Here is a 26,728-nt window from a genome sequence, read left to right on the forward strand (position 1 = left end):
ACTCCCTACTTCGTGACCGAGATGGTCAGCGTCTTGCTGCCCAGGTCGAAGGAGTCGACGTTCGGATCGGTCGGCGGCAACGTCGGAACCACGGCGGGCAGGATCCTGATCTGCACCGTGTAGCTCTTGTTCACCTGCCATCCGAGCGTCGACGGCTTCAGGTCGGACTGGAAGAAGTGCTGCACCGCGTCGTACCTCGTGAGGTTGGTGCGTGCGGTCCAGCCGCCCGAGGTCACCGAGGAGAGGCGCCACCTGATCTGCAGCCGCCCTGCGGCCACCAGTGCAGCCGCCGTCGCGTCGTCCAGCTTCGTGCCGTTCGGGAGCAGCGCGCTGGTCTTCACCGGAACTGTTCCGGTGGCGTTGGTCGAGGCCGTCGCCACGCCCTTCTTGTCGGTGTTCACCGGCGAGATGAAGTTGCTGAACGTGTACTTGATCAGCATCGGAACAGTCCGGTTCGTCGCGCCGTCGGCCGAGACCGTCATCACGAAGTCACCCGGCGCGGTGCCGGCCCTCGGGACCGGGGACACGGCCACGCCCGCCGAGTTGGTGGTCACCTGGACCGAGGGACCGGTGGTGAAGGCCGCGCCGGTCCCGGTCAGGTCGAACGTGACCGGGACGCCGACCATCGGGCCGTTGGCGTCCCTGAGGGTCGCGGTGACACCACTCGGGAACAGTCCTCCCGCGACTCCGACCAGGGACGTCGGGGTGAGCGAGAGCGTGGCGCCGCTCAAGACGACGATGAGCGTGTCGTTGCCGACCACCGCGCCCGTGGAGTCGAGCAGGTTCGCCCGCACGGTGAGGCGTCCGGACGGCGGCTGCTGGCCGCTCGGCTGCACGATCTCCACGGAGCCGCCGGCCGACGTGGTGCCGGAGCCGGCGAAGAGCTGGATGCCCCCGCGGCTGACCGTGTACGTGACCGTGCGACCGGCCACGGGGCTGCCCTGCGCGTCCTCGACACCGGCAGTGACGCCCAGCGGGGAGCCGGCCGTGGCCGTGTGGGCGCGCAAGGTCAGCAGGCCCTGGTCTGGGCCTGCCTGGACCACGGGATAGCCGTCGCCCTCGGCCGTGTCGAGACCGACCGCGCCGACGCCGTTCGCGGCCTGTACCAGGAAGCGCACGTCGCCCGACGCCTGGCCCGGGGGCAGGTTGAGCGCGCCGGACCAGTGGGTCGAGTCGTTGGGGTCCTGGGTCAGGTCGACCGAGTCCCAGTGGCCGTCGCCGTTCGCGTCCGGGCCGCCGGTCCAGGTCACCCAGACCTGCTGCACGCCGGCCGACGGGTCGCCGGTCGAGGTCACCGAGAAGGTGACGACACCGTTGGTCACTGTGCCGTGGACCCCGCCGATGCTCGGCGCAGCCGCGGTGACCGGGGTGTTGCCGTTGAAGCCCTGGTTGTCGGACGGGCTGTAGAACAGCCGCACGCCCATCGACGAGTAGGCCCGCTGGGTGTCGGTCAGCGACCCGACGGCGTCCGAGCGGTACTGCGCAGGCGTCAGGATCAGCGACGTACGCCCGCTATGACCCAGGGCACCGAAGTAGTTCGGCGAGGTCAGCCGCTGCGGGAAGAACGCACTGGACTCGAACGTCGTGTTGGCGGTCGAGCCCTCGATCGCGGGCGCGCCGGTCAGCGGCAGCAGCCCGGAGTCGTCGTGGTAGCTCCCGCTACGGAAGCCGACGCCGCGCAGCACCTGGCCGGCGACCGTGACGTCCTCGATCTGCTTGGGCAGCGCCGGGGCGCCCGGCATCACGGTGACGCCGTCCGCACCGTTGAGCCAGGTCAGCTTGTCGGGCAGGCCGGCACCGGCACCGGAGTCCTTGGTCCGGGAGTCGGTGGGGGTCAGGTAGGTGTGGTCGAAGGTGCCGAGCCCGAACGTGGAGCCGGGCGCGCTCCCGACGGCGCCCGGCGAGACCTGCGAGCTTTGCGAGGGCAGTGGGCTGCGGCTCGGCGCGTCGAACTTCGTCATCGGCAGGCCGTAGAGCGTGGCCTCGAGCATCGCCTTCTGGTCGATGCCGGTGACCGTGCTCAAACCGGACAGGTAGTCCTGCTTGGCCAGGGCCAGGGCACTGCCGACCGCGATCCCGGGCGGCGGGGTGGCGGGCGAGGCGGGACCTTCGTGGAGCCGGCGCGCGATGTCGAGGTACAGCCGCTCGCTGTACTCGGTGAAGTCGGAGTCGCCGTACTGGTAGCCGGTGCCGCCGATCAGCACCGCGTGCTGGTCGGCCATCGCCTGGGTCCAGTCGTAGGTGTTGGTCACGCCCGGGACTGCCGCACCGTCGACGATGTTGTAACCCGAGTGGCAGCCGGCGCTCAGCACCAGCGTGTCCGTGAGCGCGTGCTCATCCGGTGTGCCCGGCGCGAACGTCGTGGCGTCGAGGGTCGTGGTGAAGTCGGCGGCCAGGGTGTCGTTGGCGCTGAAGTGGCCGGCCAGGTAGACCAGGTCGTGGTGGCTGTCGGTCAGGGCGGTGTGCAGTTGGTCCGCGGTCCAGGGGATCTCGGCCGGGGTCTGGTTCGGGTTGGTGATCAGCTGGTCGTTCGTGCCGCCCGGGAGTGCCGCGGCGAACTGGTCACCGACGCTGTGGGCGGCGTCGGCCAGGAAGTCGTAGCCGGTCACCAGCGACGAGGTCGGGGCCGGCAGCGTGAAGTCGGTCAGACCGTTGACGTCGTGGTCGATCGTGGCCTCGATCTCCTCCGGGGTCTTCACCAGCCGGCCGACACCGAGGTCGGGAAGTGGCAGCGTCGAGCCGCCGATCGTGACCTGCTGGTCCGAGCCGTAGGCGTCCTGGCTCTGCACCTGGTCCTCGGCGAGGCTGGCGTTCGACGGCGAGTCCGTCAGCACCGGCACGATGAACTGGCTCTCCTGGCCCAGCCCGGACACGTCCGGGTAGCGGAAGAACGGGATCACGTCGTCCCCGCCGGCGAGGACGACGTACTTCGTGTCGGGGCCGCGGAACGCGTGGCCGATCGACGCGATCGCGTCCGCGACCAGGTTGATGGCGTACGGGCAGGAGGGATGGTCTGCGACCTGGCCCCAGAGCGACTGCACGCGAGGCGAGTCCGCGACGTCGACGACATCGGCGTTGGTCGCGGTGGCGAGCTCGTGGAGGGACTGCTGATACGTCGCCAGCTCCGAGGAGCCGGGCGCCAGCCCGAGCTTGTTGGTGTCGGTGAGGACCACGGTCCCCGGGTCGGTCGTCGAGCTGTCGGCGGTGAGCTGCGGGATCAGCGGCTGCCCGGAGAAGTCGACCAGCCCGGCGCAGTCGGCGTTGCCGGAGGTGGAGCGGGTGAGGGTGAAGGGCACGTTCTTGTTGGACTGCTGGTCGGTGTGGCCCTGGACGCGGACGTAGAAGTACCCGTCGGTGTTGCCGGTGGATGCCGAGACGGTCTCGCTGTCGGTGCTGGTGTTGGCAGAGACCGCCAGCAGGGTCTGGTCCTGCGCAGCCGTGAAGGCCTGCGCGAACGACGGGTCCGAGGCGAGGTCGGGCAGGAACGAGTCAGGTGCGTAGACCCGCGGGGCGTAGACGCGGGGGGCGTAGACGCGGGGCGCATAGACACGCGGGGCGTAGACGCGAGGCGCATAGACCCGCGGGGCGTAGACGCGCGGAGCGAAGGTGGTGGAGGGCAGCGTGTCGGTCGAGGACGCGATCTTCGTGACCGAGGTCGGGTAGTCCGGCACCTGACTGCCCGAGCCGGGCGCGCCCGCGGCCGACGCGGCCGCCAGCGAGGTGATGTCGCTGCTGCCACCGAGCCGCTGGAAGGCTGCCCCGATGTCGCCGTACAGCGCGAGGTCGTAGTCGGCCGGGAGGTTGCCGAGGTTGACCGTGACCTGCTGCCCCGGCACCACTGGGAAGCGGTACCAGCGGGCCTCACCCGGCTCGTTCAACGTGCCGGACGTGCCCCCCGCCGGGAAGTCGGACGCCCCGAGCCACTGCCGGTTGTCGGTGCCGATCGTGGCGTCGATGTAGGGCTTGGTGCTCAGCGTGAACGTGCCGCGCAGGAAGTTGTTCTGGTCGGCGTTCGACCCGCTCAGCTTGAAGCCGTAGGTGTCGCCCGCCTGGACGTTGTTGAACGTGGCGACACCGCCGTAGACGAACCCGTTGGACGGGGAGGTGCAGCAGTTCACCGGACCCTGTGACACGAGGGTGCCGACCACGCTGCCGTTGACGACCATGTCGAGCCGGGTGGTGACCTGGAACCAGGCGTGCAGGCCCTGCCAGGTGTACGGGACCTTGATCGTCCCGGCGCTGTCCGTGGTTGCCTGGGACGTGAAGGTCCAGCTGGCCGTCGAGCCGATCCCGAAGCCGTCGGCGTTGTAGGTCATCGACGCCGCTGCCGCCGAGCCGTTCGACACCGTGGTGACGGTCCCGTTGCCGCTCGCGGACCAGCCGGCGTTGACCGGGCCGGCGACGGAGGGACCGGTGGCCAGGGCCACGAGTCCGACCACCATCGCCAGCACGGCGAGCACCGGAGTGACCACGGAGCGCCCGTGACGACCGCGTTGCGACGTGCGTGAAGGTACGACGAATCCAGCCATGCGTGAAGCTCCCCACCCCAGCCGCTCGACGTTCACGCCCGACGGAGGCCAGCCTCCGCGTGCGAGCAGCGCTTGGCAGGCTATCCCGTCGACACCACCTGAGACGAGGGCTCCAGGGCCAAATTCGCGCGATGCACGCTATCCGTCAGGTCGGCGACACTTCCCGAGATCTGCGCCCGCTCGAGCACGTCGGCTGGTGTCCGGGCCCGCGCGGGCTCCAGTGCGGCAGCCAGCGCTGCCTCCGTCGGCGGGAAGCGCGGCGCTCCGATCTCGTGGCGGAGGGACTCCGCGGACGCGAGCAGGGACACGGCCACGGCGTCTCCCTCGGGCCCGCGCGCCAGCAGCCACAGGGCGACGTCCTCGAAGAGGTGGGCCAGAGACCACCGGTCGTCGCGCTCGGCGTAGGCGGCCAGCGCCGGCCTGAGGTGGCCGGGCGTGGCGTCGAGGTCTCCCAGGTCGCGGGTCGCGTTCCCGAGGTTGTGGTGGCCGACCGCGTCGAGCCACCGGTCGCCCACCTCCTCGGCCAGGGCCTGCGCCTCGGTGAAGCGCTCGAGGGCGAGCTCGAGGTCACCACGCACCGTGGCCAGCATCCCCATGTTGGTCAGCGACACGCTCACCGCCCGGCGGTCGTCGAGGGCACGCCGTCGGGCCAGGCCCTCCTGGCCGAGCCGCTCGGCCTCGACCAGGTCGTCCTCGTCCTCGGCCACGAGGGCCAGGTTGGTCAGCATCGCGGCCACGCCCGCCTCGTCGCCGAGCCGCTCGCGCAGGGCCAGGCTCGCCTCGTACGCCGCTCGCGCCTCCTCGACGTGACCCTGCTGCGAGGCAAGGGTCCCGCGCAGGTGCAGCACCCGGCCGCGGCCCGCCTCGTCTCCGACGCGGGTGAAGGCCTCCTCCGCGGCCTCCAGCTCGGTCAGCGCCTCGGTGTACCGTCCCTGCTTGCGCGCCAGCTCGGCCCGGGCCGTGCGCGCCCGCGCCGAACCCGCGAGGTCGTCGGTGTCGTCGGCGGCCCGGAGGGCCCGGGCGACCGCCTCCTCGGCGCCGGCCCAGTCGCCGCCCAGCTCCCTCGCCTCGGCGAGTTGGAGCAGCACGGCGTTCTGCTCCTCCGGCGCGACCAGCGGGAGAGCCTGCTCGAGGTAGGAGATGGCGGTCTCGTTGGCGTACGACGCCCGCGCGGCCGCCGCGGCGGCGAGCAGGTAGTGACGCTGCTTGGGCACGTCGTCGCTGCGCGAGTAGTGGTAGGCGAGCAGGTCGAGGTGGCGGTCGGGGCCGTCCGGCTCGCTCTCCAGGGCGTCGCCGACCCGGCCGTGCAGCACGGTCCGGATGCTGAAGGGCAGGGAGTCGTAGGCGACGTCCCGGGTCACCGCATGGCCGAACGCGAACGCCCGCTCGGCGGGGTTCTCCAGCTCGATCAGCCGGGTCGAGGCGACCGCGACCAGGTCGTCGTGCACGACCGGCTCGTCGCCGAGGTCGGGATAGGCGGCCGCGACCAGGGGCGAGCGGAACGTCCGGCCGATCACGCTGGCGACCTTGACCGCGCGGCGGGGGCCCTCCGGCTGCGCGTCGATCCGGCTGAGCACCAGGCTGTGCAGGCTCGACGGCAGCTCGAGGGCGTCGGGGTCGATCGAGCCGTCCTCGGGCGCCGCATGGGCGACGACGTAGTCGACGAGCTGCTCGAGGTAGAACGCGTTGCCCTCGGCCCGCTCCACGACCGTGGCCACCAGCTCCGGCGCGGGCTCGGTGCCCACCAGGGCCCGGTGGCGCTCGTCGACCAGGGCGGTCGCGGCCTCCGGCCCGAGCGCGTCGAGCACCAGGTCGGTCACGTGACCGGACCGTCCCAGCGGCAGGCCGGCCAGCGGGGTGCCGTCGGGCCGGCTGGTGATCATCACCAGCACCGGCAGACTGGCCACGGCCCGGCCGAGCACCTCCAGCAGGTCGCGGGACAACGCATCGAGCCAGTGCGCGTCCTCGATCACCACCGCGAAGCCGGAGACGGCGGCGCGGGCGGCGAGCAGCTGCCGGAGCAGGTCCTCCAGTGAGGCCTTGCGCAGCTCCCCGTCGAACGACGCGGTCAGGGCGCTGTCCGGCAGCGTCACCCCGAGGACCGGCCCCAGCAACGGAGCGCGCCCGACCAGCCCCGGCGCGAGGCGTCGTACGGCGTCAGCCACCGCAGCGGCGTCGACCCCCTCGCCGTCGAGGCCCAGCAGGCCGGCCCAGATCCCGCGCCAGCCGGCGTACGCGACCTGGGTCCCCAGCGGCGTCGCCTCGCCGATCGATACCGGGACGCCGGCCGTCACCAGCTCACGGACGAGCTCGCCGACCAGTCGCGACTTGCCGGTGCCGGCCTCGGCCTGCACGACCACCAGCTGGCCGCGGCCGGCCGCGGCGCCGGCCCAGAGCTCGCGCAACCGGCCCAGCTCCTCGTCGCGACCGACGATGGCGTTCAGGGCCCCGGACGCCGAGGGGGTACGACGCGACGCCCGACCACGCAGGCGGCGCACCGCGACCTCCTGCTCCCGCCCCTTCACCTGGATCGACGGGAGCTCCTGCCAGTCGAACCGGTCGCCGGCCGCCGCGGCGACCTCCCCGTGCACCCAGATCCCCCCGACCGGTGCCCGCGTCATCAGCCGGGCGGCGAGGTTGACCGCGTCGCCGAGGCAGCAGAAGGTCCGGCGCTGGTGGTGGCCGTAGGTGCCGCTGCGTAGCCGGCCGGTGGCGATCCCCACCTGCACGTCGGTCACCGGGACGTCGTCGGCGATCTCGAGCAGCCGGAGGGCGGCCTCGCAGGCCCGGGCCGCGTCGTCCTCGTGGGCCAACGGAGAGCCGAAGACGCCGTACAGGTAGGCCCCCTTGTCGCCGATGGTGAGCTGGAGCACCGAGCCGCCCTGCTCGTCGAGCGCCCGCTGCGCCCGCGTCACGAAGTCGTCGAGCACTTCCGGGGCGTGGGGGTCCTGCTCGAAGTCGAGACCGCCGAAGTGCACGAAGACCGGCACCGCGGGCCGGAGGTCGGCCAGGAGCTCTCCGCGGCCGGCGACCATGCGCTCCCAGACCGGTGGGAGCAGCCACTGCCGGGCGATCTCCTCGGGCAGGTCGGGCCAGACCGGCAGCGCCTCGGGCGGGGACGGCGGGGCGAGCAGGCCGTCGACGACCCCCACGCCCTCCCGGGTCCCCCGCAGACGTACCCGCTCGCCCAGCGACGCGAGGGCGCCCTGGTCCAGGACGACCTCGCCTGCGCGGGACTGTCCCTCGGCGGCGGCGAGCGAGTCCATCAGCCGGCCCGCCAGCACGTCGATCAGCTGGACGTCAGGGGTGCCGACGACGAAGCGGTGCACCTCGCCGACCGCGACCGCGACCTTGACCCCGAGCGTCACCGGGACCCCGCCCGGCGTCGAGACGACCCCGACCCGGCCCATCACCTCCTGCATCGCCAGCGCGCAGGCCGTCGCCCGCACACCGTCGTCCCCGTCGATCCACGCCGTGACCGCGTCACCGCTGAAGTAGATGACGCTGCCCTGCCAGATGTGGAGCGGCTCGAGGAGTGCGGAGAAGATCCGGTCGAGCGTCGCGGAGAGCTCCTCGGCGCCCCGGCGCCCTCCGAGCTCCCGGGCCAGCGCCTCGGTCAGGGGCGTGAACCCCGAGATGTCGACGAACATCGCGGCGCCGCGAGCCAGCCTCGGCAGCTCCTCGCCGCGCTCGAGGGCGCGACGACGGTCGCCCGGGATGTAGGCCTGCGGGTTGTCCCCCGGCAGCAGCGTTCGCATGAGGTCCCCCCTCCAGCGCGTCCTGGGCACATTGTGCTGCACATGCGCCCGACGCGCCTCCGGCCGCTCGCGGGACGTCGTACCGACCCTTGCACCGTGACAGTCCCACTGTCACGATGAAGGCATGTCGCGCGCCATCTTCGAGCCCGAGCACGAGGCCTTCCGCGAGACCGTCGGCACCTTCCTGGACAAGGAGGCGGTGCCGTTCCACGACCAGTGGGAGACCGACGGCATCGTCGACCGCGAGGTCTGGGCCAAGGCGGGGGCCCAGGGCCTGCTGGCCTTCCAGCTGCCCGAGGAGTACGGCGGCGGTGGGACGCCCGACTTCCGCTACAACCTCGTCGTCAACGAGGAGATGACCCGGCGCGGTGTCTACGGCTGCGCCTTCCCGCTCTTCAACGACATGATCGTGCCCTACCTCGTCTCGAGCGCCACCGAGGAGCAGCAGGAGCGGTGGTACCCCGGTCTGTGCGCCGGTACGACGATCGCGGCGATCGCGATGAGCGAGCCCGGCGCGGGCTCCGACCTCCAGGGGATCCGCACCACCGCCGTCGACGCCGGCGACCACTACGTGCTGAACGGCTCGAAGACCTTCATCTCCAACGGCATCCTGGCCGACCTCGTGGTCGTGGTCGCCCGGACCGATGCCGAGGCCGGCCACCAGGGCATCAGCCTGCTCGTGGTCGAACGCGGCATGGCGGGCTTCGAGCGCGGCCGCAACCTCGACAAGATCGGCCAGCACGCCCAGGACACTGCCGAGCTGTTCTTCGACAACGTCCGCGTGCCCAAGGCCAACCTGCTCGGTGCGGAGGGCTCGGGGTTCCTCCAGCTGATGACCAACCTGGCCCAGGAGCGGCTCTCGATCGCGGCGTCGGCGGCGACCGCCTGCGAGGTGATCCTGGACGAGACGCTGCGCTACGTGAAGGAGCGCACGGCGTTCGGCCGGCCGATCGGGAAGTTCCAGCACAACCGCTTCGTGATGGCCGAGATGGCCACCGAGACCCACATCGCCCGGGTGTTCCTCGACGACTGCGTCGCCCGGCACGTCCGCGGCGAGCTGGACGCCAAGACCGCCTCGATGGCCAAGTGGTGGCTGACCGAGCTCCAGAAGAAGATCGTGGACCAGGCGGTCCAGCTGTACGGCGGCTACGGCTACATGGCGGAGTACCCGATCGCCCGCGCCTACGTGAACTCGCGCGTCCAGACCATCTACGGCGGCACCACCGAGATCCAGAAGGAGATCATCGGCCGGTCGCTGGGCCTCTGAGCCCTTCCGGCGCTTGCCCGGCGGTGCCACGATGACCGCCATGAGCGCCGACACCCTCCAGAGCGACCGGGCCGAGATCGAGCAGTTGATCGGGGGGCGCACGGTCGCGGACGCGCTCGCGGCGACGGTCGCCAGGTACGGCGAGCAGCCGGCGTACAGCGACAAGGCGGACGGCCGCAGCGAGTGGCGCACCCTGACCTGGCAGCAGGTGTACGACGAGGCGCGCGACGTGGCGGCCGCCCTGGTCGACCTCGGCGTCGAGCCCGGCCGGACCGTGGCGATCATGGCCACCAACCGGATCGAGCACCTGGTCGCCGACATGGGCGCGATGCTCGCCGGGGCCGTCCCGATGTCGATCTACAACACCCTCTCGCCCGAGCAGATCGCCTTCATCGCCGGCCAGTCCCGGCCCGCGGTGGTGTTCGTCGAGACCGCCGACCACCTGGACCGCTGGCGCACCGCCCTCACGGCGGACACCGGAGTGCTGGCGGTGGTCGGCATCGGCCCCGGCACCACCGAGGCCGGCTTCGACGACGACCGCCTCACCACCTGGGACGTGGTCGTCGAGCGAGGCCGCGGCGTCGGGCACGCGGCCGTCGACGCGCGCACCGCGGCGCTCCGGCCGGAGGACCCCGCCACGATCCTCTACACCTCGGGCACCACCGGAGACCCGAAGGGCGTCGAGCTCAGCCATCGCAACGTGCTCTACGACTGCGAGGCCGGGCTCCGGATGAGCCGGCTGGAGGGCACCAACCTGACCGTCTCCTACCTCCCCTACGCCCACATCGCCGAGCGGATCCTCAGCCTCTACATCCCCCAGCACTACGGTGACGTCCACATCTACCTCGTCGCGGACCCCTCCCTGCTGCTCGGTGCCCTCGGCGAGGTGCACCCGGCGCAGTTCTTCGGTGTCCCGCGGGTCTGGGAGAAGATCCAGTCCGGCGTCTCCGGGCTGCTGGCGATGGAGCAGGACGCCGCCAAGAAGTCGGCCGTCGAGGAGGCGATGCGGGTCGGGGCGGAGTACGTCGAGTCCCTCCAGGTGGGCCACACGACCTCCCCTGAGCTCCAGGCCCGCTTCGAGGCCGCGGACGCGGCCGTGCTCCGGCCGATCCGCTCGATGCTCGGCCTCGACCAGGTGATCTGGGCCGGCTCGGCCTCCGCTCCGATGCCCCTGGAGGTGGCCCGGTTCTTCGCGGGGCTCGGGATGCCGATCTACGACATCTGGGGCATGACCGAGACCTGCGGCGGGGCCACGGCGTGCGGCCCGGACGCGTTCAAGCTCGGCACCGTGGGGCGGGCCTATCCCGGCATCGAGCTCCGGATCGCCGACGACGGTGAGCTGTTGGCCCGTGGCCCGATCATGACGACCGGCTATCACCAGCGACCCGAGGCGACGGCCGAGCTGATCGACGCCGACGGCTGGCTGCACACCGGTGACATCGCCAGCATCGACGACGAGGGCTTCGTGTCGATCGTGGACCGGAAGAAGGAGCTGATCATCACCTCCGCCGGGAAGAACATCGCACCGTCCAACATCGAGAGCTACCTGAAGGAGTCGCCGATCGTCGGCCACGCGCTGGCGTTCGGCGACAGCCGGCCCTACGTCGTGGCGGTGCTGACCCTGGACGGCGAGGTCGCCCCGGTGATCGCCCAGATGGGCGGCATCGAGTTCACCGACCTGGCCGACCTCGCGGCCAAGCCGGAGATCCTGGCGATGGCACAGGACGCCGTGGACAAGGCCAACGCCCGGCTCTCGCGCCCCGAGCAGATCAAGGCCTTCGAGCTGCTCCCGGTCGAGTGGACCGCGGAGTCGGAGGAGCTCACCCCCACCCTCAAGCTGAAGCGGCGCGTCGTACACACGAAGTACGCCGACGTGATCGACCGGCTCTACGGCTGAGGGGGGCGACAGTGGCAACCCGGCACACCCTCGGCGCGTCCTACCCGACGTATCTACCGTCCCTGCGGCGGCTCTTCGACTGAAGGAGGGTCCGGGCACGGGACCCGACGCGGACACCAGGAGACAACCCATGCATCTCGCCAGCGACTTCGCCTTCGAGCCGGTTCCGGCCATCGCCGACACCCCGGCCCACCCGTTCACCAGCATCGACGACCCGCTCGGCCCGCTCGCCGCGCTGGTCGGGACCTGGACCGGCACCGGCTTCAACACGATCTGGCGCCCGCACTTCCCGTCCGGCGCCCAGGACCGCTTCCTCGAGCTCAACCTCACCTCGGAGACCCTGGTCTTCGAGGAGATCCCGGGCGCCATCCCCAACCGCGGTCTGGACCAGAAGGACATCGAGATGTTCGGCGTCCACTACCTCCAGCAGATCTCCGACAGCGCCCTGTCGGCCGGGATCCACCTCGAGCCGGGCATCTGGGCCACGGTGCCGGCCACGACCGCGCCGAAGGAGCCGCCGACGGTCGTCCGGATGGCGTCCATCCCGCACGGCACCGCGATCCTGGTGCAGGGCAAGGCCTTCACCGTCGCCGGCCCACCGGTCATCGCCGACACCGACATCATCCCGTTCGGGGCCGGCGACCCCGGTGGCAAGGGCACGTTCGCCAACGCCGAGCAGGCCTTCCCGGAGCTCGACCTCTCCAAGAAGACCAAGTTCCGGCAACCGTCCGACGCCACCACGCAGCCGTCGATCACCCAGGCGATGGTGAAGAACCCCAACCTCGTGCTGCAGAAGGCGATCCACGGCCAGGACATCGTCCGGACCACGGTCCTGCGGATCAACACCCACACCAAGCCGGAGAGCGTCGGCACGGCCAACACGTTCTTCCTCGGCGAGAACGCGTCGGCCAACCACGTCGACGCGACCTTCTGGATCGAGAAGGTCAAGAAGCCGCACACCGCCGGCCACTTCCTCCAGCTCCAGTACTCCCAGACGGTGATGCTCGACTTCAACGGCCTGCGCTGGCCGCACGTCTCGGTCGCCACGCTGCGCAAGACGGTCCCGTCGCCCGCCCCGGCGCGCAACGACCTCCCGTCGGGCGGGGGCGCGGTCGCCGGTCGCGAGGTCGAGCTCGGCTAGCGCCGGTCAGGCCTCGCGGATCGAGAAGACCTTGTCCAGGCTGGTGACCTGGAAGATCCGCAGCAGCCGCTCGTTGCTGCACAGGATCTCGAAGGATCCCTTGCGGGAGTAGGCGCGGCGCCGAGCGCTGATCAGGGTGCCGAGCGCCGTCGAGTCCAGGAACGTCGTGTGGCTCAGGTCGACCACGATGTCGACCTTGCCGGCGTCGAGGAGCTCCACGATGGCCGTCGCGAGCTGGGTGTGCGTGGCCAGGTCGATCTCACCGTGGGGGGCGACCACCGCCCGACCTTCCGCGTCGGTTCCCAGCTCGATCGAGAACTCGTCCATCTGCTCCCCTCCCACTAGCCTGAGCGCATGGACGCCCTCGCCCGCTGGAACGTACACCAGAGCGGGCAGAAGGGCGGGCCGGTCCTGCTCTTCGCTCACGGATTCGGTTGCGACCAGCACATGTGGCGGTTCGTCACGCCGGCGTTCGAGGACCGGTTCCGGGTCGTCCGCTTCGACTTCGTGGGCAGCGGCGGCTCCGACCTCACGACGTACGACGTCGAGCGCTACTCCACGCTCCAGGGCTACGCCGACGACGTGGTCAGCCTGTGCACCGAGCTCGACCTGACCGACGTCACGTACGTCGGGCACTCGGTGGCGGCGATGATCGGGGTCCTCGCCGAGGTGGCGCGACCCGAGCTCTTCGCGCAGCTGGTGCTGGTGGGGCCGTCGCCGCGCTACATCGACACCGACGGCTACCGGGGTGGCTTCTCCGCGGACGACATCGAGCAGCTGCTCGGGTCCCTCGACAGCAACTACCTCGGCTGGTCCGGCGCGATGGCGCCGGTGATCATGGGCAACGCGGAGCGCCCCCATCTCGGTGCCGAGCTGACCGCGAGCTTCTGCCGCACGGATCCCGAGATCGCTCGCCGCTTCGCCCGGGTCACCTTCACCTCCGACAACCGCGCGGAGCTGGGGCGGGTCACGACCCCGACCCTGATCCTGCAGTGCCGCGACGACGTGATCGCTCCGCTCGAGGTCGGCGCCTACGTCCGCGACGCGATCCCCGGCAGCACCATGACGGTGCTCGAGGCCACCGGGCACTGCCCCAACCTGAGCGCTCCCGAAGAGACCGTGGCGGCGATGGCGGACTTCGTCCGCGGCCGCTGACGTGCCGGGTCGCGAGCGAGCCCGGCGCGCGTTCGACGCCGCCCTGCTCGAGCACGATGCAGAGCAGCTCTACCAGCAGGCGCCGTGCGGCTACCTGTCGCTGTCGGCGGACGGGCTGGTGGTGCGGGTCAACCAGACGTTCCTGACCTGGACCGGGTTCACCCGCGACGCGCTGGAGGGCCGGCGCCGGTTCTCCGAGCTGCTCACGGTCGGCGGCCGGATCTACTACGAGACGCACTTCGCCCCGATGATCCAGCTCCAGGGCGGCGCGCGCGAGATCGCCCTCGAGGTGGTCGGAGCCGACGGCGTGGCACTGCCGGTCCTGGTGAACGCCGTACTCGAGCGCGACGCCGACGGCGCTCCGCGGTCGATCCTGGTCGCGGTGTTCGACGCCTCCGAGCGGCGGGGCTACGAGCAGGAGCTGCTGCGGGCCCGGCGGACCGCCGAGGAGTCGGAGACCCGGGCGCTCTCCCTGGCCCGCACCCTCCAGCAGACCCTGATCCCACCCCGGCCGCCGGACATCCCCGGCCTGGAGGTCGCAGCGGTCTACCGGCCGGCCGGCGACGGGCACGAGGTGGGCGGCGACTTCTACGACGTGTTCCAGGTGGCCGTCGACGACTGGGTGGTCGTGCTCGGTGACGTTTCGGGCAAGGGCGTCGACGCCGCCGTGGTGACGTCCCTGATCCGACACTCCCTGCGCGGGATCGCGGTCACGGTGGCGGACCCCAGCGAGGCGCTGGGCGAGCTCAACACGATCCTGCTCGCCGACGCGACGGACCGCTTCTGCACGGTGCTGATGCTGCGGCTCGTGCGGTCTGACGGCAGCTGGTGCCTGACCGCGAGCGCGGGCGGGCACCCCGCTGCCCTGATCTGGCCCGAGGGCGCCTCCCCGGGGGCGGTCGGCGAGCCGGGCTCTCTCGTGGGCATCTTCGACGACGCCTCCTTCACCACGGCCCGGGTCGAGCTCGGGCCCGGCGACACCGTCGTGCTCTACACCGACGGGCTCTCCGAGGCGCGGAGAGGCCAGGAGTTCTTCTCCGACACCCGGCTGCTCGAGCGCCTCGTCCACCACGGGGCCGATCCCGCCGTCCTGACGCGGGGTCTGCTCGAGGACGCGCTGGCCTTCGAGGAGGGCGCCCCCCGTGACGACATCGCCGTACTGGGGCTGAGGGTTCCGCACCCGCACGAGTGACCTGCTCGTGGTGTCCCGGTGGCCCGCAGCCCGACGTCAGGTCACGATTCGGCAAACCCTGACCGGATCGGGGGAATCCCCGATGCACGGCGTTGTCCGGATCTGGTCCACTTGACCCATGCACCGACAGATCGCAGGCAAGCTCACGAGTCCGGTCACCAAGTGGTTCGTCGCGATCGCGTGGATCGTGATCGCGGTGGGCGGCGGGTTCTTCGGCAGCAAGCTGTCGACGGTCACCAACGACCAGGCCGCCTCGTGGCTGCCCACCAGCGCGGAGTCGACCAAGGCGCTCGCCCAGCTCGACGCCTTCCAGAACCCCAACAACATCCCCACCGTGATCGTCTACTACCGCGCCGGCGGCCTGACCACCTCGGACCTCGCGGCGATCAAGGGACAGGTCGCCGACATCTCCGCGATGAAGGGGGTCACCGGCCGGGTCCAGGGCCCGGTGCCGTCTCAGGACGGTGAGGTCGCCCAGACCCTGGTCACCTTCAACTTCGGCAAGGACGGATGGAACAAGCTGCCCGACACCACCGACCAGCTGCGCTCGATCGCCGCGATCCCCGGTGTCACCGTCCACTTCGCCGGGCCGGGTGGTCAGGCTGCCGACTCCGCCAAGGCGTTCGCCGGCATCGACGGCACGCTGCTCTTCGCCAGCCTGGGCGTCGTGATCCTGATCCTGCTGGTCACCTACCGGAGCCCGATCCTGTGGATCCTGCCGCTGTTCTCCTCGGTGGTGGCGCTGTTCACCAGCCAGGGGGTGGTCTACTTCCTGGCCAAGGACGCCGGGCTCACCGTGAACAGCCAGAGCAGCGCGATCCTCACGGTGCTCGTGATCGGCGCCGGCACCGACTACGCGCTGCTGCTGGTGGCCAGGTATCGCGAGGAGCTGCGCCGGCACGCCGATCGGCACGAAGCGATGGCCTTCGCCCTGCACCGGGCCGCCCCCGCGCTGCTGGCCAGCGCCGGCACGGTCGTGGTGGGCATGCTGTGCCTGACCTTGGCCGAGATGAACTCCACCAAGGGCCTCGGTCCGGTCAACGCGATCGGTGTCGCGATCACCTTGCTCGTGATGATCACGCTGCTTCCGGCGCTGCTGGTGATCTTCGGACGCTGGATCTTCTGGCCGGCCCGCCCGTCGTACGGATCGCACGAGCCGACCACCACCGGCCTGTGGGCCAAGGTCGGCAACTGGATCGCTCCGCGGCCGCGCAAGGTGTGGGTCGTCACCGCCGTCGTGCTCGGGATCGCCGCGCTCGGCACCCTCAACCTCGACACCGGCGGGCTGACCACGGCCGACCAGTACACCAAGGTCGTGGACTCCACCCAGGGCCAGGCCCTGCTCAACCAGCACGGCCTGGTCAACAACGCGACCCCGATCATGGTGGTCACCAGCGCCTCCACCGCCGACCAGGTCACCCAGGCGATCCGCACGGTGCCGGGAGTCGACCCGCCGATCTCCCCTGCGCCGCCGATCAACGGGGTCGCCCTGGTCACCGCGACGATCCCCGACGACGTGGCGTCCCAGGCGGCCTTCGACAAGGTGCGCGCGGTGCGCGACGCCGTACACCAGGTGCCCGGCGCCAACGCCCTGGTGGGCGGGGCATCGGCGACCTTCCTCGACGTCCAGGTGGCCTCGCACCACGACAACAAGCTGATCATCCCGGTGATCCTGGTCGTGGTGATGCTGATCCTGATGCTGTTGCTGCGTGCGCTGATCTCACCGCTGATCCTGATCGCGACGGTGGTCCTGTCGTACGCCGCAGCGCTGGGGATCTCGACATTCCTCTTCCAGCACGTCTACACCCACCTGTTCAGCCAGGGGGCGGGCTTCGACCACGCCGACGCGTCGTTCCCGCTGTTCGTCTTCGTGTTCCTGGTGGCCCTGGGCATCGACTACAACATCTTCCTGATGACCCGGGTGCGGGAGGAGACCGCGGCCCGCGGCACCCGTCAGGGCTCGCTGATCGCGCTCGGTGCGACCGGTGGGGTGATCACCTCGGCCGGCTTCGTCCTGGCGTCGACGTTCGCGGTGCTGGGCACGCTGCCACTGGTGTTCATCGCCGAGCTCGGCACGGCGGTGGCCCTGGGGGTCATCCTCGACACGATCATCGTGCGGTCGGTACTGGTGACCGCGATCAACCTCGACCTGGGCGGCCGGATCTGGTGGCCGAGCAAGCTCGACCGCGGACCCCAGGACAGCGCCGTCGAGGCGGCCCACGAGGTCGACCGGATCGACGCCTGACCGACTTCTCAGGCGAAACCCGTCGCTTCCCGGCCGAGATTTCGGCTGAGAAGCGACGGTTTCCCCGGTGCACCGGGGAAACCGCGGCCCCTAGCGGTGCAGGCGGACCGGCACCGACTCGACGCCGTACACGATCGACTTGGCGTGGTAGGGCAGGTCCTCGGTGGGTACGGCGAGGGAGAGGTCGGGGAAGCGGCGGGCCAGGGCGGGATAGGCGGCCTTGAGCTCCATCCGCGCCAGCTCGGCGCCGACGCAGCGGTGGAAGCCGTACCCGAACGCCAGGTGCGAGGCGGTGGCCCGCGACGGGTCCAGCGCGTCGCCGGCCGGGTAGGCGCGCGGGTCGCGGTCGGTGGCCGGGAGGTGGACCAGGACGCACGATCCCTTCTTGATCCGGTGCCCGGCCACGGTGACGTCGGCCTTGGCGAAGCGCGGGAACGCGACCTGCACCACCGAGAGGTGTCGCAGGAGGTCCTCCACGACCGGGGTGACCGTGACCGGGTCGGTGACCAGGCCGGCGTACAGGTCGGGGTTGTTCAGCAGCACGACCGTGCCGAGGGCGAGCATCGACGCCGAGGTCTCGAGCCCGCCGGTGAACGCGCCGTCCGCGAGCCCACCGAGGTCGAAGTCGTCGATCTCGTCGCCGTGCTCACGGATGATCTGGCCGATCAGGCCGGGCCCGGGCTCGGTGCGCTGGCGGGCGCACTCGGCGAACAGGAACTCGCGGGACGCCCCGACTGCACCCATCACCGCCTGGCCGCCGTGGGTGACGTCGAACCGGGCCGAGCCGAGCTTGCGGACGATCTCGCGGTCCTCGTCGCGCAGGCCGAGGAGCTCGCAGATCACCAGGAACGGGATCGGGAAGGCGAAGGTCTGCACCAGGTCGGCGATGCCGTCGTTCGCGGCTGCGACCCGCTCGGTCTCGTCGAGCTGGGTCTCGATGATCCGGTCGATCGCCGGCTTCAGCCGGGCCAGCCGGCGCATCGTGAACTCCGGCGTGAGCAGCTTGCGGAGCCGGGTGTGCTCCGGCGGGTCGGTGAACCCCAGCCCACCGATGTCACCGCCGGCGGCGCCGGACTTGCCGTAGTAGGGCCGGATGTCGGTGGAGTACGACGTGAGGTCGCCGAGCACGGTGCGCGCCTCGGCATCGCCGGTGACCAGCCAGATGTCCATCCCCAGGAAGGTGATCAGGCGGGCGACGGGGTCCTTGTCGCGCATCTCGCCCACGCGCGGCACGGGGTCGGCGACGACCCGGTCGAGCGGCCAGGTCAGCCGGTCGGGGACCTTGTCGAGCTGGGTGAGGTCGATGCCGCCGGCGCGTGACAGCAGGCTGCGGCGCACCACTCCCTTGACAGCTTCCAGCATCGGCACGGGCCCCAGGGTACGGGTCTCACCCGTGAATCTGCTGAGCGGCACGGCTCTGGACGCCGCGCCGCCTCGTCCGGCGCCGGGCCTGCCCCCTTCCGCCCCGCTGGAGCGGGACCTCCGTCCCTGTTGCCGCCGCGTCCGGGCGCACATCGTGGAGTCGACGAGCGAGCCGAACCCGAGGATGTGAGACCCGTGCTGGTACGTGAGGTGATGACCTCCCCTGCCGTGACCGTGACCGCCGAGGCGTCGTTGCGCGAGGCGATCGGCCTCCTCGACCGGCACACGATCACCGCCCTCCCGGTCGTGGACGAGGCCGGGCGACCCCTGGGCGTGGTCAGCGAGGCCGACCTGCTGCGCGAGGCCCTCGGCCGTGGGGCCCACGAGACCGTCGGCGAGGTGATGACCTCCCCGGTACGGACCGTGTCCGCGGACAGCACCCTCACGGACGCGTTCGCCGTGATGGACGGCACCGTCGTGAAGAGCCTGCCGGTGACCCTGCACGGCCGGGTCGTCGGCGTCGTCAGCCGGCGCGACCTGGTCGCGGCGCTGGCCCGCGGCGACCTGGACCCGACCCGGACGAGCTGGTCTGCGAGCTGAGGGCTCCCCCCGGGACGGGCGGAGCGGCTACTCCCACTCGATCGACACTAGCGCGAATCCTCTTGAGTGCTGACGTCCGCTTCCTCGCCTACGCTGTACGCATTCCCGCCAAGGAACAACTCCACACGGAAGGTTCGTTCCTCGCGGACGCCTGTTGGCCGATTCCCGGTATCGCCAGCGGCCGTTAGGGTCCCGCCATGGGCGTGCACGGGAGGGAACCGGAGCAAGCTGCCATCGCTGACCTGCTGACGCAGGCACGGTCAGGGCTCGGCGGAAGCCTCGTCCTGACTGCCGAGGCAGGTGCCGGGAAGACCTCGCTCCTGGCGGAGGCCGCCGCCAGTGCGCGTGCTGCAGGCGACATGACGGTCGTGACCACGTCCGGCATCGAGTCCGAGGCGCCCTTGGCGTTCGCCGCCGTCGAGCGGCTCCTCGCGCCCCTGTCCGGGTCTCTGGACCGGATTCCCGCGCCGCAGGCTCAGGCGCTGCGGGTCGTGTTCGGGATGGAAGCCGGCGAGGCCGGCGACCGGTTCCTGATCTTCCTCGGGGTCCTGTCGCTGCTCGCGGACGCAGGGGAGCAACAGCCGGTTCTCGTGGTGGTCGACGACGCCCAATGGCTCGATGACGCATCCGCCGCGGCGCTGCAGTTCGTGGCCCGCCGCATCGCGATGGAGCCGGTCGCGCTGCTGTGGGCGGCGCGTGAGAATGCGGCACGCCCGTTCGACACCAGCGATCTCCCGACCCTCCGGCTGGCCGGACTGGGCCTGGCGGGGGCGACCGCCATCTTGGCGGAACAGACGGGCGGCGAGGTGTCCCCGGAGGTCGCGGCACTGCTGGTGGCGAACACGGGCGGCAACCCGCTGGCGTTGTGTGAGCTGCCCAGCGTCCTGACGCCCGGTCAGGTGGCCGGGACCGAGCCGTTGCCGCCGCGGTTGCCGGTGACCGAACGCATCGAGCGCGTGTTCCTCGACCGGGCCCGACGCCTCTCCGCGGACGCCCAAAGCCTGCTGCTGGTCGCCTCCGTCGACGACTCCACCCGCCTGGCCACGGTCCTGAAGGCTGCCGAGAGGCTCGGGGCCGACACCGGTTCGCTGGGCGAGCTCGAGACCTCGGGCCTGGTCGCCGTGGACGGTGGCCGGCTGAGGTTGCGTCACCCATTGGTGCGGTCGGCGATGTACGAGGCCGCCGCGAGCGGCGACCGTCGCCGCGTCCACGCCGCCCTGGCCGGGGCGCTGGACCGTGAGGAGGACGCCGACCGGCGAGCCTGGCACCTGTCGTCCTCGGTGGTCGAGCCCGACGAGTCGGTGGTGGCCGAGCTCGTGACGGCCGCGGAACGAGCCGGTCGTCGGGGCGGCCACGAAGCGGCCTCGGCCGCCTGGGAGCGAGCCGCCGAGCTTGCCCCCGACCCGGACGCACGGGCCCGTCACCTGTTCGCGGCGTCGATGTCCGCGTGGGCGTCCGCACACCCCGATCGCGCCCGGGACCTCGTCGAGAAGGCCATCACCGAGGCCCGCGACCCGCTCCTGCTCGCAGACGCGCGGCGTGTGCGTGGCCGCATCGAGTGGAACACCGGGTCGGTGAAGCTGGCCAACCGGATGCTGCTCGAGGCCGCGGTCGACGTCGCCGAGCACGACGCGGCGCGAGCCCGCGAGATGGCTGCCGAAGCAGTCTCGATCGCCCCGTGGGGAGGCGCGTCCGGGTCGACCATCGACGGCACGACCGTGGTCCCGCCGCCGCCCGCGGATGCACCGGCCCGGGCACGGACCTACGACCAGCTGATGCGCGGCTGCGCCCACGTCGCGGCCGGCGACTACGCGGCAGCCGCCGCACCGTTCCGCAACGCCTTCGCCATCCACGAAGAGCTCACCGAGGACTTCGAGCTCCTCCCCAACCTGAGCATCTGCGCGTTCCACCTCGGCGACTACCAACGCTCCCAGGGCTACATGCAGCGCGTGCTGACCCGCGCCCGCAACGACGGCGCCGCGGTGATGATGTTGTACACGTTGACCCGGCTGGCCATGATCGACCTGGCCGGCGGCCGGTGGACCGACGCCATCGGCGACTGCACCGAGGCCGTGTCCCTCGGTGAAGTCACCGGCCACCACGTCCTGGCCGACACCCCCGCCGCCATCCTGATGCTGCTCGCAGCCCACCGCGGCGAGACCGAGACGTTCGCCGAGCTCGTCCCTCGCCTCGACGTCGCCACATCGCTGGGCGCATCCGGCGTACTCGATGTGGTGCTGCGCGACGTCGTCCACTGGGCCCACGGCGTCCACCTGTCCCTCACCGACGCCAGCCGATCTGCCTCGGCGTTCCACCGGTTCGCCCAGATGTCTCACGACGTGCAGAAGCGGGTGGCCGGCATCGACCGCATCGAGGCCGCAGTCCGCGCCGACCAGACCGAGGCCGCCCGCCTGTGGACCGAGGACTTCGCCGGGTTCGCGGCCGCGACTGGGCTGCCGTGGCCGGCGGCGGTCGCCGAGCACGGGCTCGCCCTCCTGTCGGCGTCGGAGGAGCCCGAGGCTGCGGACGCCCACTTCATCCGGGCTCTGGAGCTGCACGAGGAGGACGCGAACGCTGGTGGATCGGGCTGGCCGGGGCGGCAGTTCAACCGGGCCCGGACCCGCCTGGCGTACGGGGAGTTCCTGCGTCGCTCCAGGCGCCGGGTCGATGCGCGCACACATCTGCGGGCCGCCCTGGACACGTTCGAGGAGCTCAAGGCGAGGCCGTGGGCCGAACGCGCGGCTACCGAGCTACGGGCCTCGGGTGAGACGGTCCGGCGCCGCGACGACGCGGCCGGTGAGGTCGTGTTGACCCCGCAGGAGCGTCAGGTCGCCCAGCTGGTGAAGCAGGGCATGTCGAACAAGGAAGTCGCCGCACAGCTGTTCGTCAGCCCTCGGACGGTGGACTTCCATCTGCGCAACGTGTTCACCAAGACCGGGGTCAGCTCTCGGGGCGAGCTCATCGGCCTCGAACTGGCGTAGGCGCCCCGGCTGCGTTCCTCCAAGGGCTGCGCGCTGGATGGTGAACCGTCGGTGCACTGCCGAACCCCAGCCCGCCCCGGCAGGTGGTGGCAGGCGGGCCGGCTCCCCAGTCCTGGCTAGGTCAGGCTTCGGTGTGGTCGGAGATCGCGTCGACGAGGCGTGGCCACAGGGGTCGTGGCCGGTCGTGCCCCATGTCCTCGAGCAGAAGGAGCTGGGCGTCGGGTACCAGCTCGGCAGTTCTGCGGCCTCCGGACGGGTCGATCAAGGTGTCGTCGAGGCCGTGGATGACGAGGGTCGGCAGGTCGAGGGTCCGGAGCGCGTCGGCCCGGGAGCCGTCGAGGATCATGGCGGCCAGCTGCCGCGGCACGCCGGGCGGGTAGTACGCCCGGTCGTAGCTGGCTGCCGCGAGGGACCGCAGTGTTGCCGGGTCGCGGTACCGGCGTGAGGCCCAGACGAGGTCACGCTCGGCTGCGGCGATGTACCCGTCCCGATCGGCCGGCCGCGGGGTGAACAGGACCTGTTGGGCCTCGGGGGTGGACTGGCCGTAGTCCGGTTCGCCGGTCGTGGACATGATCGACGTCAGCGACAGCACCCGGTCGGGGAACTCGATCGCCATCTTTTGCGCGATCATGCCGCCCATGGAGGATCCCACCACGTGGGCGCGTTCGATGCCGAGGCCGTCGAGCAGGCTGACGCCGTCGGCTGCCATGTCCACCAGCGAGTAGGGAGCCATCGCCCGCGCTCGGTCGATGTCACCGGAGGTGACCGCGCCGATGAACTCACCGAGGGCCACGGGATGGTCATGGAACCTGGTCGACAGGCCACAGTCGCGGTTGTCGTACCGGATCACATACCGGCCCCGGTCAGCGAGCAGTCGACAGAAGTCGGCGTCCCAGCCCAGTTGCTGGGCACCGAAACCCATCACCAGCAGGATCGCCGTGTCGCTGGCGTCACCGAACGCCTCGTACTCGATCACGATGCCGGTGTCGGTCTCGACGTGCATCACTTCCCCTTTCCGGGAGTTTGAGGTTGACGCGACACCGCGTCAACCGGGCCGTCCTCAACGCATCGCCCTCGGTCTTGGGTGAGCGTCTTCATGGTCATGCTCCGGTGGTGTTCGAGGTCTCGGCGGGCACGGACGTCCGTCGCCGTATGACCAGAGTGCACCCGAGGGCGGCGGTGGCGAGTGAGACGAGGGCTGCGGCAGTGAACGCGGCGGTGAACCCGGACGGCCCGAGCGCGCCGGAAGCGGTGCCGGCGACGGCGATGCCGATGGCGGTGAACACCGAGGTGCCGAGCGCCGAGCCGACCTGAGTGGCCGACCCGGCCAGGCCGGAGGCGAGTCCGGTGTGGGTGTCGGGCACGGCGCCTGCGATGACCACGGTGGTCGGGGTGAAGCTGAACGCAACCTCGGTGGCGACCAGAAGTAGTCCGGGGAGGACGGCGATGGTGTAGCCGACGCCGCTGGGTGCGTAGGCGAGCCACAGGTGGCCGGCGGCGAGGACGACCATCCCGGTGACCAGCGTGAGCTTCGGTCCGAGGGCGCGCAGCACCCTGGGCAGGAGGGTCAGGGAGACGACGAACCCGGTGACCGAGGTGGGGACCATGGCGAGACCGGCGTGCTGGGGGTCGAACCCGAGAGCCTGCTGCAGGTACAAGGCGACCAGCACGAACGTGGATGCTCGGGCCGAGCCGCCGAGGACGGCGAGCCCGACGCCGGTGCTGACGACGCGGTCTGCGAAGAGGCCGAGCGGCACCAGCGGTTCTGCGGCCCGGCGCTCGATGGCGATGAACGCACCGACGAGGACGGCAGCCATGGCCAGGCTGGCGACCGTCGAGCTGGTGAGGCCGTTCTCAGCGAGGCCGAGGGCGCCGTGGACGAGTGCGACGACGGTGCCGGTGATGGTGACGGCGCCGAGGACGTCGAACCGGTGCCGGGCCCCGGGGCTTGCGTCCTCGAGCACACGCCGCGCGAGGACGACGCCGGTCATCGACACCGGGACGGTCACCAGGAAGACCGACTGCCAGCCGAATGCACCGGTCAGGAGCCCGCCGAGGAACACGCCGGTGGCGCCGCCGACGGCGGACGCGGCTCCCCACATGCTCATCGCGCGGGCACGTGCAGGTCCGGGGGAGGTGAGGAGCAGCAGCGACATGGCGGCGGGGCTGAGGGCGGCGGCGCCGGCGCCCTGGACGACACGCCCGCCCAGCAGCATCCACTGGTTCGAGGCAGCTGCGGCCAGGAGGGTGCCGAGCGTGAAAAGGGCGGAACCGCCGATGAACATGCGGCGACGGCCGAACAGGTCTGCCATGCGGCCCGACAGCACCAGCAGACCCCCGAACGCGAGGACGTAGGCATTGACGACCCAGGCGACGCCCGCTGGGCCGAGCGCGAGGTCGGACTGGATGGACGGCAGGGCGACATTCACGATCGAGGTGTCGAGCATGACCATGAACTGCGCGGAGACGAGCAGCCCCAAGGCGACGGTGCGGCGACGACGCTGACGCTCGGCGGGGGCCGTTCCCGCGAGCGTGTTCGCGGCGGTGGGGGTCGCCGTGCTGGTGGAGGTGCGGGGTGCCGCGGTGGTGGTCATCGTGGGCCTGCCTGCTGTGGTCGATTGGCGGTGGTCGGTGTGGCTGGTGGGTCCACCGTCTCGTCGCTGCGGGTGTGTTCGCGCCGGCGAGATTGCCGGGTTCACACCGACGGCTGGGTCCCTGGCGGTGCGGAGGACGACGGGGCCGGGAGGGTGGTGGTCCCTCCCGGCCCGTCGGCCTGTGGCGGCGGGTCAGTGCATGCCGTGACCGTGTCCGTGCCCACCGGCGCCGGCAGGCGCCTTCACGTTGGGGACCGCGAAGGCGGCGAAGACGGACAGTGCGACCATGGCGACCGCGATGGCGGTGAAGACGGTCGGGTAGGCGTCGAGGAGCCCGGTGCGGGTGGTCAGGTCGCCGGCGATGGCGGTCAGGGACGCGACGCCGAGGGCGGCGCCGACCTCGTGGCCGGTCATCATGACCCCGGAGGCGAGCCCGGACTGCTCGTGCCGGATGCCGCTCATGGCGACGATGGAGATGGCCACGAACATGGGGCCGGTGCCGAGCCCGAGGACGATGAACCCGGGCAGGACGTCGGTCAAGTAGCTCGGGTTGGCGTCCACGCCGGCCAGGAGCCAGGCGCCGGTGGCGACAACGAGGAGTCCGACGACCATCAGGTGCTTGGGGCCGACGTGGCCGATGACGTGGGAGGCGACCGCTGCACCGAGAGTGATGGATGCTGCCAGGGGCAGGAACTCCAGGCCGGCGATGACCGGGGAGGCTCCGAGGACCTGCTGGAGGAACAGGGAGCTGACGAAGATGGCGCCGACGATGCCGCCGGTGATGACGGCCATGACCGTCGAGGCCGACATCAGGGACCGAATCTTCCAGGTGGTCGGGGGCACGAGCGGCGCGGGGACGTGACTCTCGATGAGCCAGAACGCGGTGAGCAGCACCGTGGAGATGGCCGACCCGAGGATGGTCTGGGTCGAGGTCCAGCCATGCGTGCCGGCGCTCTCGATGGCGTAGACCATGGCGAGCACTCCGGTGACCAGGGTGATCGCGCCGGGGACGTCGAGGGACCGCGAGCCATCGTGGTTCCCGTTGTTGCGGTTGCGGGCGACGGTGCGCAGGGTCAGGACGGCGGCGACGATGCCGATGGGCACGTTGACGAAGAAGATGGACCGCCAGCCCAGGGTGGTGGTGAGGATGCCGCCGAGGAGCACGCCGGCGGCGATGCCCATGCTGCCGATGGTGCCCCAGATGGCCAGGGCGGTGGAGCGCTGTTTGCCGGTGTACGTGGTGACGATGATGGAGAGCGCGGCGGGGGTGAGCATGGCGGCGCCGGTGCCCTGGGCGGCCCGGGACAGGATCATGGTCGCGGCGGAGGACGCCGTCGCGGATACCAGGGACGCGATCGTGAAGGTGCTGAGCCCGGTCAGGAACATGGTGCGGCGGTCGAACAGGTCGGAGAGCCGGCCGCCGAAGAGCAGCAGCCCGCCGGAGAGCAGCACGTAGGCGGAGACGACCCACTGGTAGTCGCCACTGGAGAACGACAGGGACCTCCCGATGGAGGGGAGGGCGACGTTCACGACGGAGACGTCGAGGACGACCATGAACTGGGCCATCAGCATCAGGGCGAGGATGGTCCAGGGACGGTGGGTCTCAGCCTCCCCGGCGCCTTCGTGCGCACCGTGGTGAGCGCCGTGCGAGTGAGCTGCTGGCTGGCCGTGGTGACCGTGACCGTGGCTGGTGCGCTGGGTGGTGCCGGCGTCGGGGACCGGTGCCGGGGTGGTGTGGTGCGACATGGGGATGCTCCTTCGAGTCCAGTTGGAGGGGGCCTGGGCTTTGTGGCCCGTTGACTCGACACTCCCGTCAGAGCCGCCTCCGTCGCGCCGGGTGAACCGCCGGGTTCGGGCCCTCGCCGCCCCCTGGGTCTGGCCCCTCGGCACTACCCGAGGGGCGCACACGGCCCTTCTGTCCGGGTGGCCGGGGTGAGCGACCCGGCGACATCCCGGCGACATCCCGGCGATTTCGCCGGCGCGGCCCCCGCGGGGCCGTTCGTAGCC

At 71.3% G+C, this 26,728-nt stretch carries 15 protein-coding genes; 8 read left to right on the forward strand and 7 right to left on the reverse strand.

Going from position 1 to position 26,728, the window contains the following annotated elements; translation table 11 throughout:
- Positions 1 to 5 precede the first annotated feature (5 nt).
- Together E3N83_RS10645 and E3N83_RS10650 are read right to left on the reverse strand one after the other, a co-directional pair.
- Entirely contained in the window at positions 6 to 4,472 is a 4,467-nt protein-coding gene (locus E3N83_RS10645; protein WP_151083239.1) for a hypothetical protein, read from the reverse strand.
- A 137-nt stretch (positions 4,473 to 4,609) separates the two neighbouring features.
- Positions 4,610 to 8,287: an AAA family ATPase gene (locus tag E3N83_RS10650; protein ID WP_151083240.1), complete on the reverse strand. Its 3,678-nt coding sequence runs from the start codon at positions 8,285 to 8,287 to the stop codon at positions 4,610 to 4,612.
- Between the two features lie 124 nt (positions 8,288 to 8,411).
- Between E3N83_RS10650 and E3N83_RS10655 the strand changes: the two genes are divergently transcribed.
- From E3N83_RS10655 to E3N83_RS10665, 3 genes are all read left to right on the forward strand, one after another.
- The gene (locus tag E3N83_RS10655) at positions 8,412 to 9,554 is read left to right on the forward strand and encodes an acyl-CoA dehydrogenase family protein (RefSeq protein ID WP_151083241.1); all 1,143 of its coding nucleotides are present in this window, start codon (positions 8,412 to 8,414) and stop codon (positions 9,552 to 9,554) included.
- A gap of 40 nt (positions 9,555 to 9,594) precedes the next feature.
- Positions 9,595 to 11,451, forward strand: coding sequence for an AMP-dependent synthetase/ligase (locus E3N83_RS10660; protein ID WP_151083242.1), 1,857 nt, complete (start codon positions 9,595 to 9,597; stop codon positions 11,449 to 11,451).
- A 130-nt stretch (positions 11,452 to 11,581) separates the two neighbouring features.
- Positions 11,582 to 12,592 (forward strand): heme-binding protein, encoded by a 1,011-nt coding sequence (locus tag E3N83_RS10665; RefSeq protein WP_151083243.1) that lies wholly within the window; start codon positions 11,582 to 11,584, stop codon positions 12,590 to 12,592.
- A 6-nt stretch (positions 12,593 to 12,598) separates the two neighbouring features.
- On the opposite strand, the gene E3N83_RS10670 is transcribed toward E3N83_RS10665, so the two are convergent.
- Positions 12,599 to 12,919, reverse strand: coding sequence for an STAS domain-containing protein (locus E3N83_RS10670; protein ID WP_151083244.1), 321 nt, complete (start codon positions 12,917 to 12,919; stop codon positions 12,599 to 12,601).
- 27 nt (positions 12,920 to 12,946) lie between these two features.
- Between E3N83_RS10670 and E3N83_RS10675 the strand changes: the two genes are divergently transcribed.
- From E3N83_RS10675 to E3N83_RS10685, 3 genes are all read left to right on the forward strand, one after another.
- A complete protein-coding gene (locus E3N83_RS10675; RefSeq protein WP_151083245.1) occupies positions 12,947 to 13,747 on the forward strand; it encodes an alpha/beta fold hydrolase in 801 nt (266 codons plus the stop codon).
- Between the two features lies 1 nt (position 13,748).
- Positions 13,749 to 14,939 (forward strand): PP2C family protein-serine/threonine phosphatase, encoded by a 1,191-nt coding sequence (locus E3N83_RS10680; RefSeq protein ID WP_151083246.1) that lies wholly within the window; start codon positions 13,749 to 13,751, stop codon positions 14,937 to 14,939.
- Positions 14,940 to 15,057: 118 nt separating this feature from the next.
- The gene (locus E3N83_RS10685) at positions 15,058 to 17,184 is read left to right on the forward strand and encodes an MMPL family transporter (RefSeq protein ID WP_151083247.1); all 2,127 of its coding nucleotides are present in this window, start codon (positions 15,058 to 15,060) and stop codon (positions 17,182 to 17,184) included.
- A gap of 90 nt (positions 17,185 to 17,274) precedes the next feature.
- Here E3N83_RS10685 and E3N83_RS10690 read toward each other — a convergent pair whose 3' ends face one another.
- Entirely contained in the window at positions 17,275 to 18,546 is a 1,272-nt protein-coding gene (locus E3N83_RS10690) for a cytochrome P450 (RefSeq protein ID WP_151085148.1), read from the reverse strand.
- 195 nt (positions 18,547 to 18,741) lie between these two features.
- On the opposite strand from E3N83_RS10690, the gene E3N83_RS10695 reads away from it, so the two are divergent.
- On the forward strand, positions 18,742 to 19,146 hold the full coding sequence (locus E3N83_RS10695) for a CBS domain-containing protein (protein WP_151083248.1): 405 nt from the start codon (positions 18,742 to 18,744) through the stop codon (positions 19,144 to 19,146).
- Between the two features lie 197 nt (positions 19,147 to 19,343).
- Positions 19,344 to 22,127, forward strand: coding sequence for a helix-turn-helix transcriptional regulator (locus E3N83_RS10700; RefSeq protein ID WP_151083249.1), 2,784 nt, complete (start codon positions 19,344 to 19,346; stop codon positions 22,125 to 22,127).
- A 121-nt stretch (positions 22,128 to 22,248) separates the two neighbouring features.
- On the opposite strand, the gene E3N83_RS10705 is transcribed toward E3N83_RS10700, so the two are convergent.
- The 3 genes from E3N83_RS10705 to E3N83_RS10715 form a co-directional block, all read right to left on the reverse strand.
- A complete protein-coding gene (locus tag E3N83_RS10705; protein ID WP_151083250.1) occupies positions 22,249 to 23,130 on the reverse strand; it encodes an alpha/beta fold hydrolase in 882 nt (293 codons plus the stop codon).
- Positions 23,131 to 23,227: 97 nt separating this feature from the next.
- Positions 23,228 to 24,721, reverse strand: a complete 1,494-nt coding sequence (locus tag E3N83_RS10710) for an MFS transporter (RefSeq protein WP_151083251.1) — start codon at positions 24,719 to 24,721, stop codon at positions 23,228 to 23,230.
- Between the two features lie 192 nt (positions 24,722 to 24,913).
- On the reverse strand, positions 24,914 to 26,467 hold the full coding sequence (locus E3N83_RS10715; RefSeq protein ID WP_151083252.1) for an MFS transporter: 1,554 nt from the start codon (positions 26,465 to 26,467) through the stop codon (positions 24,914 to 24,916).
- Positions 26,468 to 26,728 lie beyond the last annotated feature (261 nt).

This window comes from Nocardioides cynanchi (genome assembly GCF_008761635.1).
Classification (GTDB): Bacteria; Actinomycetota; Actinomycetes; order Propionibacteriales; family Nocardioidaceae; genus Nocardioides; species Nocardioides cynanchi.

Bases quoted from the DNA above. Each gene is read 5' to 3' on its own strand.
- E3N83_RS10650 (WP_151083240.1), bottom strand. From the start codon at position 8,287: ATGCGAACGCTGCTGCCGGGGGACAACCCGCAGGCCTACATCCCGGGC.
- E3N83_RS10655 (WP_151083241.1), top strand. From the start codon at position 8,412: ATGTCGCGCGCCATCTTCGAGCCCGAGCACGAGGCCTTCCGCGAGACC.
- E3N83_RS10660 (WP_151083242.1), top strand. From the start codon at position 9,595: ATGAGCGCCGACACCCTCCAGAGCGACCGGGCCGAGATCGAGCAGTTG.
- E3N83_RS10665 (WP_151083243.1), top strand. From the start codon at position 11,582: ATGCATCTCGCCAGCGACTTCGCCTTCGAGCCGGTTCCGGCCATCGCC.
- E3N83_RS10670 (WP_151083244.1), bottom strand. From the start codon at position 12,919: ATGGACGAGTTCTCGATCGAGCTGGGAACCGACGCGGAAGGTCGGGCG.
- E3N83_RS10675 (WP_151083245.1), top strand. From the start codon at position 12,947: ATGGACGCCCTCGCCCGCTGGAACGTACACCAGAGCGGGCAGAAGGGC.
- E3N83_RS10685 (WP_151083247.1), top strand. From the start codon at position 15,058: ATGCACCGACAGATCGCAGGCAAGCTCACGAGTCCGGTCACCAAGTGG.
- E3N83_RS10690 (WP_151085148.1), bottom strand. From the start codon at position 18,546: ATGCTGGAAGCTGTCAAGGGAGTGGTGCGCCGCAGCCTGCTGTCACGC.
- E3N83_RS10700 (WP_151083249.1), top strand. From the start codon at position 19,344: ATGGGCGTGCACGGGAGGGAACCGGAGCAAGCTGCCATCGCTGACCTG.
- E3N83_RS10705 (WP_151083250.1), bottom strand. From the start codon at position 23,130: ATGCACGTCGAGACCGACACCGGCATCGTGATCGAGTACGAGGCGTTC.
- E3N83_RS10710 (WP_151083251.1), bottom strand. From the start codon at position 24,721: ATGACCACCACCGCGGCACCCCGCACCTCCACCAGCACGGCGACCCCC.
- E3N83_RS10715 (WP_151083252.1), bottom strand. From the start codon at position 26,467: ATGTCGCACCACACCACCCCGGCACCGGTCCCCGACGCCGGCACCACC.